Raw genomic sequence first — 12,805 nt, forward strand, 5'->3', positions numbered from 1 at the left:
GATCCTCTCCAGCCACTGCTGGTCGGGCTTGCGGCCCGCGATGTCCATGGGGAGCGTGATGTTCTCCAGGGCCGTCAGCGTCGGCAGCAGGTTGAACGCCTGGAAGATGAAGCCGATCCGGTCCCGGCGCAGCCGCGTGAGCTTCTTGTCGTTCAGGCCCGTGATCTCGGAGTCGTCGATGAATATCTGTCCCGACGTCACCGTGTCGAGGCCGGCCAGGCAGTGCATCAGCGTGGACTTGCCGGAGCCCGAGGGGCCCATGATGGCCGTGAACCGGCCACGGTCGATGTCCACGTCCACGTGGTCGAGGGCGACGACCCGGGTCTCCCCGGACCCGTACGCCTTGACGACCTGCCGGGCCCTCGCCGCGACGGCCGCTCGACCTCCGGTGCCCCCGGCCTTGGGAATGGATACAGCGGTTGTCACGGTGCGGTTCTCCTATGAGCTCATGCGGGGGCCCCGGCACGGGGCGCTGTAACGGGTTCAAGGGTGCTGGCCGAGGCGGGCCGGCGGCGATGGTGCCAATCCGTCTTTCGGTGGTGGGGACAACCCCACCCCGGCACTGTGGCCGCCCCTAGAAATCTAGGCACCGGCCGGGCCCCGCTCCTCCTCCTGCGGTACGAACCGGGGGGAGGAGAACGTACGGCGGACCCCCTAGGGGTTGGCGGGGCCGACCCTGACGGAAGCCGGAGATCCGCTACGCACCGAGGCGGAACTGTCCACTCCGGAAGGTCACTTGCGGAGGAAGGGCCGGCGAAGAATCTGTGAAGCCAGTCCCCGGACAAGACAACTGCGGCCACTGGGAATTAGTGTTCGGGTCTATGGCCGAGGGGGGAGACGGGCAACCCCCTTCACACGGCCGCCGGTCTCCCGAGGAAGCAGCCTCCGTGAAGATACTTCGTACCCGCGCTGCGAGCGTCTCCCGCCAGGGACTGTGCACTGCTCTGCTCGTCGCCAGCCTCACGACCGCCGCGGTGGGCGCCAGCCCCGCCAGCGGCGCGTTCGGCGGCGACCCGTCCCCCGGGCCCGACAATCCGCAGCGGAAGCCGCACGGCGTCCCCAACCTCACCCTCCCCGACCTCGTCCCGCGCCCCGGCGCCTCCGGCAAGCCCGGCTCCCCCGCCGGCCGCGGTGACACCCCCGACGGCAGCACGGGCATCCCGGTGACCGCCCTCGCCGCCTACAAGAACGCCGAGAAGCTCGCCGCCGAGCGCTACCCGGGCTGCCACATCCCCTGGCAGCTCGTCGCCGGCATCGGAAAGGTGGAGTCCGAGCACGCCGCCTCCTACGGGCTGCGCTCGGACGGCACGACGGACAGACAGATCCTGGGGCCCCGGCTGACGGGCGGCCAGTTCGCGGAGATCAAGGACACCGACGGCGGCCGCTGGGACGGCGACGCCCAGTACGACCGCGCCGTGGGACCGACCCAGTTCATCCCCTCCACCTGGGAGAGCTACGGCGTCGACGGCAACGGCGACGGCAAGGCCGACCCCAACAACATCTTCGACGCGGCCGCGGGCACCGCCCGCTACCTCTGCGCCGGGAGCAAGGACCTGCGCGACCCCGCCGACCTCGACCGGGCCATCCTCAGCTACAACAACTCCCGCGAGTACGTGAACGCCGTGCTCGCCTGGATGCGCACGTACCAGAGCGGCCAGGTCGGCACCACGCCCGACACCGGCACCGGCACCGGGACGCCCCCCAGGCCGACCCCGCCGTGGAGCGGCCCGAAGCCCACGCCGCTGCCCTCGACCGGCAACAACGGCGGCAGCGGTGGCAACGGCGGTACGAACGGCACCAAGCCCAGCCGGCCCGGCACGCCGTCGACGCCCTCGACCCCGGACAAGCCCAAGCCCAAACCCGACACCCCGAGCAAGCCCGACAACCCGGACAAGCCCGGTGGCGGCGGCGACAAGCCCACCCCGCCCAAGCCGCCCGCCGTCTCCCGCCTCGACCGCGTCGGCGACGAGCAGCTGACGGCCACCGCGGGCGAGACCTTCGCCGACCAGCCCACCGTCCGCGCCCTGACCGCCGACGGAAAGGCCGCCCCGGCGGGCACCCGCGTCACGTTCGAGATCGTCGGACTGAGGACCGAAGCCCGCTTCGAGGACAAGAGCCGCACCGCCACCGTCACCGTCGACAAGGACGGCAAGGCCGTCGCCCCGAAGCTCACCGCGGGCAGGATCGCCGGCGACTTCACCGTGCGCGCCACCGTCGACGGCAAGGGCGGCGCGAAGATCACCACCGACTTCGCCGGCACCGTCAAGGCCGCACCCGCCCCGCGCGCCACCTCCCTGGAGCGCGACGGCAAGGACGACCTGACGGCCGCTCCGAAGAGCTCCTTCAAGGAGCAGGTGACGCTCAAGGCCGTCGACAAGGACAAGGGCAAGGCCGCCGCCGGCGCGATGGTCACCGCCACCATCCTGCAGAGCGACAAGAAGACCCCCGCCACCACCGGCCCGTACTTCCTGAACGGCGGCGACACACCGCAGCGCCGGGTCACCCTCGTCAAGACGGACGAGAACGGCTACGTCACCCTGCCGAAGCTGTTCACGGACGAGCACGCCGGAACGTACATCCTCCACCTGACCACGACCGACGGCGCCATCCTCGACCTGGAACTGACCGTCACGGCCCCCGCGACCGCGACACAGAGCCCGGCCCCGGCCACGCCCTCGGCGACCCCCGCCAAGAAGCAGTAGCGCGAGCACACGCACGACGGCCCCGCCCCCCGTCCAACGGGAGGCGGGGCCGTCCGCCGTTCGCTACTCGTTCGCCCCCACGTCCTCGGCCACCGGCTTGCCCGTCAGGGCCGCCAGACTGTGCCGGACGTGCGCCATGTGCGACTTGAGCTCCTCACGCCGCTCCTCGTGCTCCCGCAGCACCCGCTCGGTGTCCCGCGCGATGCGCTCCTCACGCACCCGCGCCTGCGCGATCACCGCCGCCGCCTGCGCCTCCGCGTCCTCCTGGCCGTGCCGCGCGGCCTCCTCCGTGTCCGCGTACCGGCGCCGCGCGTCACCCAGCGCCGTCCGCGCGTACTCCTCCAGCGCCGCCACCCGGGCGTCCATCGCGGCCTCCCGCTCGGCGATCTCCCGCCCCGCCGCGTCCCACCGCTCGGCGTGCTCCTTCTCCTGCTCCGCCAGGATGTGAGCGCAGCGCTGCCGCATCTCCTTCAGCGCCGCCAGCGACTCCTCACGCCGCTGCGTCGTCTCCTGACGCACCGTGGACCGCAGATCGTCCGCCACCGTCTGCGCGGCGAGCTGCGCCTGCCGCGCCCACTCCTCCGCCTCCCCGCGCACCGCCACCGCGTACTCGTGCGCCGATTCCCGCACCGAACGCGCGTGGGACTCCGCCGCCTCCTGAAGACCCAGCGCCTCGGCCTCGGAACGCTCCCGCAGCCCCGCCGCCTCCAGCTCCGCCGTCGTCACCAGACCCTGCGCACGCGGACCGAGCGTCTCGTACGTCTGCGGCGGAAGCTTCGCGACGACCTGGGCGAGGCGCCGCACCTCGTCCTCCATCTCCCGCGCCAGGACCGTCAGCCGAGCCGCCCGCTCCCAGGCGGAATCCCGCTGGCGAGCGCACTCCGCCACCGCGCGGTCGACCTGCTCGGGCCGGTAACCACGGCCTCGTACGACAGCGAAACCGTCAGGAGACACCGGTGAACTCATCCTTGTAGCCCCTTATATCCGGAAATCCGGTATGCGACAGGTCGGCGTCCATCATTCCCGGACAACCGGAGCGCCCATGACGCGACACTCCGCGACGCCCGGCGCCCGGTCCCGAACCGGGGACCGGGCACACCACGCCCTCCGGGCACGCCTCACCGACCGCTGGACCGGCCGCTAGAAGAGACCGTCCCACATCTGCTCCAGCAGCACCGCCCACCAGTTCTCCGGCGTGGCAAGAGCGGCCGGGTCCAACGCGGCCAGCTGCTCCTGAAAGTCCACGGTCCAGCGCCCGGCCTGCTCCGGCGTCAACCCGTAACGCCACCGCCACATCTTCCCGAGCAGCGCCAAAGAGCGAACGAACTGGGGAAGGCTCGTGTTGACGAACTGCGGCGGCACGGACTGACCGTCCGGCCCCGCCTCAAGGGGCACCGCCACGATGTGCGCCGTACCGTACTGCACACACAGCTGACGGCCGTAGTCCCCGCCCATCACCAGGTACGAACCCGCGTCCGCCGCCGGCCGCACCCCGCGCTCGGCCGCGAGCTCCGCCAGCGTCGGCACGGGCCGGCCCGGCTGCGCCTGCGCCCAGAAGAACGGCCCGAAATCCACCGGCAGCCCCGCCCAGACCAGCGTCTGCGCCACGACCTCCGGCACGCCCTGCCGCGACACGGCCCGCTGGTCGAACCGGAACACACCCTGCGGACCGAACGCCTCCGCCAGCTCCCGCCCGATCACGTCCGGCCCGACCGGCGGCGCCGGCTGGACCCGGCCCGGATGCGGCGCCGGCACCGGATTCGGCGCGGGCCGCGCCGGACCGTCCGCCACCTGGTGCAGCTCACCCTGATGCGCCACCAGATGACGCATGCCCTGCTGGCGGGTGGCGTGGTCACGCCCGTACGGCGCGGTGTGACTGATCCGCACCTGCGGCCACGTCTCCCGGACCATCCGCGCGCAGTACCCGCCCGGCAGATCACAGGACTCCAGCTCCGTGTGGAGCTCCAGCACCTGCTGCGGCGGCACGTTCATCGCCCGCAGCTCGTGCAGGATCTGCCACTCGGGGTGCGGCGTGCCCGGCGCGCTGCGCCGGATGATCTGCTGCTCGGACCCGTCCTGCGCACGGTAGCGGAGCACGGCCATGTAGCCGGGCCCGACGGTGGGCAGCCCGGTGGGGGCGGCGGCCTGCGGGTAGCCGTAGGCGGGGGCGGGCGCCTGGGGCGCGCCGGGTGCCTGCGGCGGCGTGCCGGGTGCCTGCGGCGGCGTGCCGGGTGCCTGCGGCGGCGTGCCGGGGAGGCCGGGGGTGCCGGGGCCGGCGAGCATCGTCGCCGCCGCGTGCACACCGCCACCGGGCGGCTGCGGCGGCGCGGCGGGGGCGCCGGGAGCACCCGGCATCCCGGGCGTGCCCGGGCTCGCCAGCATGGTCGCCGCGTGAGCGACCCCACCGGGACCCTGCGGGGCCCCGGGCTGCACGGGCGCGCCGGGCGGCGCGGGGGGCACGGGCCCGCCGGGGCTCGCCAGCATCGTGGCGGCGGCGTGGGCGTCCCGGCCGGGGGCCTGGGGGGCGGCGGGGGCACCGGGGCCCTGCGGGGCACCGGCCGGGCCGGAGGCAGGGGCGGCAGGGGCCGACGTGCCGGGGGCCTGGGGGGCAGCGGCGGGACCAGCCGCCGGAGCGCCAGGGACCGGCGGCACACCGGGCTGACCAGGGACGCCCGGAACCGGCGCGCCCGGGGCCTGCCCCGGCGCACCCGGCGCCGGGACGGGCGGGACACCCGGCTGAGCCGGGGCACCCTGAACCGGCGGCACGCCAGGCTGACCCGGCATGCCCGGAACCGGCGGCACGCCGGGCTGACCGGGGACACCGGGCGCCTGCGCACCCGGAACCGGCGGCACGCCGGGCTGACCCGGCGCGCCCGGCGCGTCCAGGCCGTCGATCGCCGGGGCGATCGCCGTGCGCGGCAGGGCGCTGCCCTGCGGCAGGAGCTCGGTCTTGGCCTCCGGGCGCGTGCTCGGCGGCGGGGTGTCGTCGAGGTCCGAGCCCGAAAGGGCGGGAGCCAGCACCGTCGCGGGCAGGCCGACGGACAGGTCGTCGTCATCGTCGTCCGGACGGACGTCCGCCCCCGCCCACGGCTCGGCCTCCGCCGAAGCCGACGCCTTGACCAGCCCGACCCCGGGCACGGGCTCAGGCGCGGACACGGGCTCAGGCGCGGACACGGGCTCAGGCGCAGACACAGGTTCCGGCACAGGTTCCGGCTCGGGCTCGCGCTCCGGCTCAGCCTCCGCCTCCGCCTGCGAAGGCACAGGCACCGGCCCCGGCACAGGCACCGACACCTGCGACGACGATCCCGACCCCGACTCCGACCCGGACCCCGACCTCCGGTCCGGAATCCCCATCGCGTCCGCCGCGTCCTGAAGCCACTGCGGCGGACTCAGCAGGAACGACGTCGCCTCCAGGTCGAGCCGCCGCGGCGCGGCGTCACCCGACCCCGCCGCGGGCGGCTCCTCCACCGTCCCGTACTCCTCCTCGTACCGCCGGATCACCTCGCCCACCGGCAGCGCGGGCCACAACGTCGTCTCACCGCTGTCCCGCGCGATGACCAGCCGCACCCGGCCGCCGTCGCCCCGAGGACCGTCCTCACGATCCTCGGCCCAGCAGACAAAGCCCAGATCGAACTCCCGGACCTGCACCTCCCGCTGGAGATAAGCCGGCACATCACCGTTGACCCAGCGCTCCGCGCGCTCCTGCGCCTGCGCGAACGTCACCATTGCGCCGATCGTCCCTCCACCGGGACGGCGTGCGCGAAGCCACCGTCCACCATCAGGTTCGCCACCGTCTCCAGCTCCGGCGGACCACCCGCCAGCCGCGACAGGAACACGTCGAAGTCCTCACCACAAGGCAGCAGCAACCGCTCCACCCTGTCCCGCACCGTCCAGCCGTCACGGTCGCGCGCGTCGTCGTACGGGCAGAACCACACCGAACCGGTCGCCTCGCCCCGGACCTTCACCGCCAGCACACCGCCCTGCACGAAGGCGACGCCCAGATAGTCCTTGGTGAAGTGATCGCGCAGACATTTGTTGACGTACACGAGGTCGTTGACCGCCGCCTCGTCCCGAACCGTGAAGAACGGCTGGTCCAGCAACAGCCCCAGCTCCGCGTCGAGCGCCGCGCCCACCGGCGCGCAGCCGCCCGCCGCCTTCAGGAACGCCCGGTACGCACCGGGCAGCCGGTAGCCGAGATCCTCCTCGACCCCCTGGACCTGCTCCTCCGTCACCGCCAGATCCCGCTGCGGCAGCGCGAAATGCACCGGACGCGTCTCCTGCAGCGGACGCGTCCCCCGCTTCTCCTGGTCGACGGCGGCCGTCGCCAGCCCACCGTGGTGCCGCAGCAACGCCTTGACCTCCACGGGAACCAGCTCCAGCCGACGCGTCCCCACGACGTGGTGCCACGTCCAGCCGTGCGGCGTCACCACCGGCGACAGACTCGCCCACAGCTCATGCCCCTCGGCGTGCTGTGCGGCGTTGGCCGACACGTAGTCGGTCAGCCGCAGCTCGTCGACGCCGAAACCCTCCGGCGGCTCGGCGATCTCCGCGGCCGCCCGCGCGTACGGCGAGAAGTCCGGGAAACCGTCGTCGTCGACGCGCACACCCTTGGGGTGACGGCTGCGACGCACCGGATCCGGGAAGTGCACGACCTGCCCGGCATAGGCCGCGTTCGGTGGCGCGGCCTGCTGCCCGAGCCGACCTGTCGTCATGGCGGAAGCCCCCTGCTGAACTGTCTCCCCCACCGGACCCCGAAGAGCCCCGCGGGACTGCTGAACACCCCGGCCATGCGGCGAACGCCGGGAACACTCGTGCCCGACAGCCTATGCGCTGCCGCAAGAACCACCCCCGCCCGCCGATCCGCACCCGTATGCGAATGCGTACGAACCCCGCGCACCGACGACCGGGACGCGACGACTCGTGACCTCACGGTGACCATTCGACACACCAGACCCGTACAACCCCGACCTGCCTTCCACACCCGCCGCCCCGTTTGGCAGTCTGATCCCCGCAACAGGGGGATTGCACGGGAGGGAAGAACCGCCATGCACACGACTCAGGAACGGCACACCGACGCCAGCGCCCCGGGCGACCCCCGGCTCACCTGGAGCTCCACCGAGGACGCCGAGCGCCCGCCCGCCCTGCTCCACCGCCGCGACGGCTTCCTGCCCGCCGTGGCCGCCGCCCTGTCCGTCCGCGGCGAAACACTCACCTGCACCGCGGCCAAATCCGACCAACCGCCCAGACTCCACCCCCTCGTCCAGGACTTCCTCGACACCCTCACCCACGAACGCCGCGAACGCTTCACCGGCCGCTGCCCCGAAGCCGTACTCCTCACCCGCTACCTCACCGCCCACGAAGCCGGCCGCAGCAAACGCGCCGCCCGCAAACCCCTCACCCACGGCGAAGCACGCCGCGCCCTCAAACAGGCCAAGGTGACCGCCCGCCACATCCGCGAGGACGGCGACCCCCGCCACGGCTGCTACGCCCCGCCCTGCCGCTCCTGCACCGAACTCCTGGCCCACTTCGGCGTACGGGCCGTCGACCCCGCCGCCCCCACCAACGGCAGGAGCTGACCCCCCACCATGCGCGCATTCGACCGCACCGCCACCGACCGCTTCCCCGTCGCCGTCGACGCCGCCCTCCGCGAATCGGGCTGGCAACCGGGCCGCTGGGACATCAAGGCCGCCGAGAACTGGGCCGACGCACTGCGCGCCCACGTCTCCCCCGCCGGACACCGGCACACCGTCTTCCCCGCCGCCGTCGAAGCCTGGGCGGAATTCGGCGGACTGCACATCACCGGCACCGGACCGGGCCGCCACATCGCCCCCACCCCCTTCCACATCGACCCCCTCCACGGCCTCCACCTCGCCCGCACCGTCGCCGACCTCGGCCGCGCCCTCGGCACCGAGGTCTGCCCCCTCGGCCAGGAACTCGACGGCCAGGCCCTCCTCGCCATCGACGCCCACGGCCGCGTCTACAGCCTCGACCACACCGGGGACTGGTACCTCGGTTCCGACATCGACCACGCGATCCGAACGCTCGTGACGGGCGTCAGGCCCTCACGACTGTCGGCGGCCGCACCGCTGTAGCGGGGCCCGGGCCCACCGGCCCGGGCGGGGCAAGCCCCCGCACCCGGAACCCCCTACGCCGCCGCCGTGTCCGGAATGACCGCCGACACCCGGAATCCCCCCGCGTCCGTCGGCCCCGACACGAACACCCCGCCCAGCGCCGTCACCCGCTCCCGCATGCCCACCAGGCCATTGCCACCACTCGGCAGCCCCGCGTCCGTACCCTCACCGTCCGACGGCCCGTTCTCCACCTGCAGCGCCACCTCCGCGTCCCGGTGCGCCAGCCGCACGACCGCCTTCGCACCCGGCGCGTGCTTGTGGACGTTCGTCAGCGCCTCCTGCACCACCCGGTAAGCCGTCCGCTCCACACCGGGCGCGTACGAACGCTCCGCACCCACCACCGACAGCTCCACGGCCATCCCCGCCTCCCGGGACTGACCCACCAGGTCCTCCAGCCCCTCCAGCGTCGGCCCGCCGTCCACCACGGCCACCACCGGAACACCCGGACCACCCGACGCCGCCACCGCACCCGACGCCGCCCGCACCCGCGCCGACGCGGCCACCGCCACCTCCGCCAGCCGCTGCGACTCCGCCGCCCCCGGCCGCTCGGCAGCCGGCGCACCGTCCTGCGACGTCCGCAGCACGCCCAGCATCTCCCGCAGCTCCGTCAGCGCCTGCCGCCCCATGTCACCCACCAGCCCCGCGTTCCGCGAAGCCTTCTCCGGATCCTTCAGAGCCACGGCCTGCAACGCGGCAGCGTGCACCACCATCAACGAGACCCGGTGCGCCACCACGTCGTGCATCTCCCGGGCGATCCGCGTCCGCTCCTCGTTACGGGCCCACACGGCCCGCTCCTCCGCCCGCTCGGCCAGCAGCGACAGCTCCCGCTCCAGACCGTCCGCCCGCTCCCGCAGACTCTCCACCAGCCGGCGTCTCGCCCCCACGTACAACCCCAGCAGCACCGGAGGCGCGGTCAGCCCCAGCGCCAGCAGCACGGAGATCGCGAGCATCGACCACCAGCCGGGGTGGTACCCGTCCTGAGCCATGTCCTGATGGAACCGGGCCACCGCCACGACCAGCGTCCCCAGCAACGACGCCGCCGACAGCACCACGATGATCCGCCGCGGCACCTCGGAGGCCGCCAGCGAATACAGACCGACGATGCCGAGCAGGAAACCCAGCTCCGCCGGAGTCGTCGCTATGGAGAGCAGCACCACGGCGACCGGCCAGCGCCGCCGCACCACCAGAGCGGCCCCCACGGGCACGCCTATGAGCCCCCCGAGCACGGCGGGCATCCCCACCTCGTGCGCGAAGGAGACGCCCTCCAGCAGACACTCCAGAGCCGACACCAGAGCCAGCGCCACATCGAGCACCATGCTCCGCCGCCGAGCCCACCACCACGGCCCGGAGGGCGCGCCCCGCGCGCCCTCTTCCACGATTGCCCCCGTTGCGGTCATACCACCCAGACTACGGGCGGGCGCCATCGGTTTTCCCGTGCGCGCGGGAGCCACGTGGGTGCACGGAGCGGATCCGAACGGGGGCGAAAGCTGCACGTTTCGCCCGAACTGTTGAATCGATCGCGGATTCGATGCGTCTGGTGGGGCCGGGCGCGGAGGCTGGCGTCATGGTTCCACCGAAGACGGACATGCAGACCCGCGCCCGCGAGCTACGGCTGGCCGGGAAGACGTACGACGAGATCGTCGCCGAGCTGGGTGTGGCTAAGAGCTCGGTGTCGCTGTGGGTGCGGGATCTTCCCAAGCCGCAGAAGACGGCGAAGCAGCTACACGAGATGCGGGAGGCCCGCTGGGCCCCGCACAGACGGGCTCAGGCGATCAAGCGGATCGAGACGAAGCTGGAGGCCGCGCACGAGATCGGCCGGATGTCGGAGCGGGAACTCTTCCTGGTCGGAGTCGGGCTCTACTGGTCCGAGGGCGCCAAGAGCAAGCCCCATCGGCTCAGCGAGCGTGCCACCTTCATCAACAGCGACCCCGGGATGATCCGCGTGTATCTGGCGTGGCTGGCGCTGCTCGGCGTGGAACCGGAGAGGATCCAGTACCGCGTGATGATCCACGAGAACGCCGATGTCGCTCGGTCCGAGCACTTCTGGGCGGATCTGGTCGGCATCGATACCGCGGCGCTCAAGAAGACGACCTTGAAGAAACACAACCCGAGGACAGTCCGCAAGAATGTGGGCGAGGACTACCACGGCTGCCTTGTCATCGACGTTCTGAGAAGCGCCGATCTGTACCGTCGCATCGAGGGCTGGTGGTACGGCATAGTAGTGGGGGCCGAGACGGCGATCTAGGAATCGTCCGTTTTGGCCTGCTTTCCGCCGTAGTGTAATTGGCAGCACGGGAGCTTTTGGTGCTCTTCGGTCCGGGTTCGAGTCCTGGCGGCGGAGCTTAAAGTTCGAATCCCTCGGGTCCTGACCTCCCAGGTCAGGACCCGCGCGCGTTTCGACCTTCTAACGCCCCGGTATCCTGCGGATGTCCACCCCCCTCGAAGCCGAAGGGCACACCCGTGAGCGCCAACCGCCCGGCAGCCGTCGTCGTCCTCGCAGCGGGTGAGGGCACCCGCATGAAGTCCGCGACCCCCAAGGTCCTCCACGCGATCTGCGGCCGCTCCCTCGTCGGGCACGTCGTCGCCGCCTCCCGTGAGCTCGACCCCGAGCACCTCGTCGTCATCGTCGGCCACGCCCGTGAGCAGGTCTCCGCACACCTGGCCGAGATCGACCCCGAGGTCCGTACCGCCGTCCAGTACGAGCAGAACGGCACCGGCCACGCCGTGCGCATGGGCCTGGAGGAGCTGTCGAACAGCGGTATCGCCCTCGACGGCACCGTGGTCGTCGTCTGCGGCGACACCCCGCTGCTGACCGGTGAGACCCTGAAGCGCCTGGCGGACACCCACGCCGCCGACGGCAACGCCGTGACCGTGCTCTCCGCCGAGGTGCCGGACTCGACCGGCTACGGCCGCATCGTGCGGGACGAGGCGACCGGCGCCGTGACCGCGATCGTCGAGCACAAGGACGCCACCGACGCGCAGCGCGCCATCCGTGAGATCAACTCCGGGGTGTTCGCGTTCGACGCCCAGCTGCTGACGGACGCGCTCGGCAAGGTGCGGACGGACAACAGCCAGGGCGAGGAGTACCTGACCGACGTCCTGGGGATCCTGCGCGAGGCCGGGCACCGGGTCGGTGCCGCCGTCGCGGGTGATCACCGGGAGATCCTGGGCATCAACAACCGCGTCCAGCTCGCGGAGGCCCGCAAGCTGCTCAACGAGCGGCTGCTGCACGACGCGATGATGAGCGGTGTGACGGTCGTGGACCCGGCGACGACCTGGGTCGACGTCACGGTGACGTTCGAGCCGGACTCGCTGGTGCAGCCGGGCACCCAGCTGCTGGGTGCCACGCATGTGGCCTCCGGTGCCGAGGTCGGCCCGAACACGCGGCTGACGGACACGACGGTGGGCGCGGGCGCCCGGGTGGACAACACCGTGGCGGACTCCGCCGTCATCGGCGAGGGCGCGCTCGTGGGCCCGTACGCGTACCTGCGGCCGGGGACGCGGCTGGGCCGGAAGTCCAAGGCGGGTGCCTACGTCGAGATGAAGAACGCCGAGATCGGCGAGGGGACGAAGGTCCCGCACCTGTCGTATGTGGGCGATGCGACGATCGGCGAGTACACCAACATCGGCGCGGCGAGCGTCTTTGTGAACTACGACGGTGTGGCCAAGCACCACACCACGATCGGCTCGCACTGCCGGACCGGATCGGACAACATGTTTGTGGCTCCGGTCACGATCGGGGACGGCGCGTACACCGCCGCCGGCTCGGTCATCACCAAGGATGTGCCCCCGGGCTCGCTGGCCGTCGCCCGTGGCCAGCAGCGGAATATCGAGGGCTGGGTGGCCCGCAAGCGTCCCGGGAGCGCGGCCGCGCAGGCCGCTTCCGCGGGCCTGCCGGACACCGGCGACGAGCAGTGACCGTGACACCGGCACGCCGCGCGGGGCGTACCGTGATAAGCGCACACAAAGCGA

General features: G+C 72.6%; 10 protein-coding genes and 1 tRNA gene. 6 read left to right on the forward strand and 5 right to left on the reverse strand.

The window, feature by feature from the left end; translation table 11 throughout:
• Positions 1–426, reverse strand: a 426-nt coding sequence (locus ACX9I7_RS10635) for an ABC transporter ATP-binding protein (RefSeq protein WP_459387143.1), incomplete at its 3' end; no start/stop codon positions are given.
• 461 nt (positions 427–887) lie between these two features.
• Between ACX9I7_RS10635 and ACX9I7_RS10640 the strand changes: the two genes are divergently transcribed.
• Positions 888–2,702: a lytic transglycosylase domain-containing protein gene (locus ACX9I7_RS10640; protein ID WP_459387144.1), complete on the forward strand. Its 1,815-nt coding sequence runs from the start codon at positions 888–890 to the stop codon at positions 2,700–2,702.
• A 63-nt stretch (positions 2,703–2,765) separates the two neighbouring features.
• On the opposite strand, the gene ACX9I7_RS10645 is transcribed toward ACX9I7_RS10640, so the two are convergent.
• The 3 genes from ACX9I7_RS10645 to ACX9I7_RS10655 form a co-directional block, all read right to left on the reverse strand.
• On the reverse strand, positions 2,766–3,656 hold the full coding sequence (locus tag ACX9I7_RS10645) for a coiled-coil domain-containing protein (protein WP_387568626.1): 891 nt from the start codon (positions 3,654–3,656) through the stop codon (positions 2,766–2,768).
• 186 nt (positions 3,657–3,842) lie between these two features.
• Positions 3,843–6,428: an SUKH-4 family immunity protein gene (locus ACX9I7_RS10650; protein WP_459387145.1), complete on the reverse strand. Its 2,586-nt coding sequence runs from the start codon at positions 6,426–6,428 to the stop codon at positions 3,843–3,845.
• Positions 6,422–7,414: an SMI1/KNR4 family protein gene (locus tag ACX9I7_RS10655; protein WP_358630087.1), complete on the reverse strand. Its 993-nt coding sequence runs from the start codon at positions 7,412–7,414 to the stop codon at positions 6,422–6,424. The genes ACX9I7_RS10650 and ACX9I7_RS10655 overlap by 7 nt, the downstream gene beginning before the upstream one ends.
• 333 nt (positions 7,415–7,747) lie before the next feature.
• On the opposite strand from ACX9I7_RS10655, the gene ACX9I7_RS10660 reads away from it, so the two are divergent.
• Positions 7,748–8,278, forward strand: a complete 531-nt coding sequence (locus tag ACX9I7_RS10660) for a YwqJ-related putative deaminase (RefSeq protein ID WP_189454440.1) — start codon at positions 7,748–7,750, stop codon at positions 8,276–8,278.
• A gap of 9 nt (positions 8,279–8,287) precedes the next feature.
• Complete coding sequence (locus tag ACX9I7_RS10665) at positions 8,288–8,794, forward strand: SUKH-3 domain-containing protein (protein WP_387568633.1); 507 nt, start codon at positions 8,288–8,290, stop codon at positions 8,792–8,794.
• Positions 8,795–8,847: 53 nt separating this feature from the next.
• Here the strand turns inward: ACX9I7_RS10665 and ACX9I7_RS10670 are convergent, their stop codons facing one another.
• On the reverse strand, positions 8,848–10,230 hold the full coding sequence (locus tag ACX9I7_RS10670) for a sensor histidine kinase (protein ID WP_459387146.1): 1,383 nt from the start codon (positions 10,228–10,230) through the stop codon (positions 8,848–8,850).
• 167 nt (positions 10,231–10,397) lie between these two features.
• On the opposite strand from ACX9I7_RS10670, the gene ACX9I7_RS10675 reads away from it, so the two are divergent.
• The 3 genes from ACX9I7_RS10675 to glmU all read left to right on the forward strand — a co-directional run bounded on the left by ACX9I7_RS10675 (position 10,398) and on the right by glmU (position 12,751).
• Positions 10,398–11,078, forward strand: coding sequence for a hypothetical protein (locus ACX9I7_RS10675; protein WP_459387147.1), 681 nt, complete (start codon positions 10,398–10,400; stop codon positions 11,076–11,078).
• A gap of 23 nt (positions 11,079–11,101) precedes the next feature.
• A tRNA-Gln gene (locus tag ACX9I7_RS10680) sits at positions 11,102–11,174 on the forward strand.
• Between the two features lie 119 nt (positions 11,175–11,293).
• Positions 11,294–12,751 carry a bifunctional UDP-N-acetylglucosamine diphosphorylase/glucosamine-1-phosphate N-acetyltransferase GlmU gene (gene glmU / locus ACX9I7_RS10685; RefSeq protein WP_459387148.1) on the forward strand — a complete coding sequence of 486 codons (1,458 nt, stop codon included), beginning with the start codon at positions 11,294–11,296 and terminating at the stop codon, positions 12,749–12,751.
• The last annotated feature ends 54 nt before the right edge of the window (positions 12,752–12,805 follow it).

It is taken from the genome of Streptomyces sp. L500 (assembly GCF_054551825.1).

Excerpts from the sequence above, each read along its gene's own strand:
- ACX9I7_RS10665 (WP_387568633.1), top strand. The coding sequence starts at position 8,288 with ATGCGCGCATTCGACCGCACCGCCACCGACCGCTTCCCCGTCGCCGTC.
- ACX9I7_RS10650 (WP_459387145.1), bottom strand. The coding sequence starts at position 6,428 with ATGGTGACGTTCGCGCAGGCGCAGGAGCGCGCGGAGCGCTGGGTCAAC.
- ACX9I7_RS10660 (WP_189454440.1), top strand. The coding sequence starts at position 7,748 with ATGCACACGACTCAGGAACGGCACACCGACGCCAGCGCCCCGGGCGAC.
- ACX9I7_RS10675 (WP_459387147.1), top strand. The coding sequence starts at position 10,398 with ATGGTTCCACCGAAGACGGACATGCAGACCCGCGCCCGCGAGCTACGG.
- ACX9I7_RS10655 (WP_358630087.1), bottom strand. The coding sequence starts at position 7,414 with ATGACGACAGGTCGGCTCGGGCAGCAGGCCGCGCCACCGAACGCGGCC.
- ACX9I7_RS10670 (WP_459387146.1), bottom strand. The coding sequence starts at position 10,230 with ATGACCGCAACGGGGGCAATCGTGGAAGAGGGCGCGCGGGGCGCGCCC.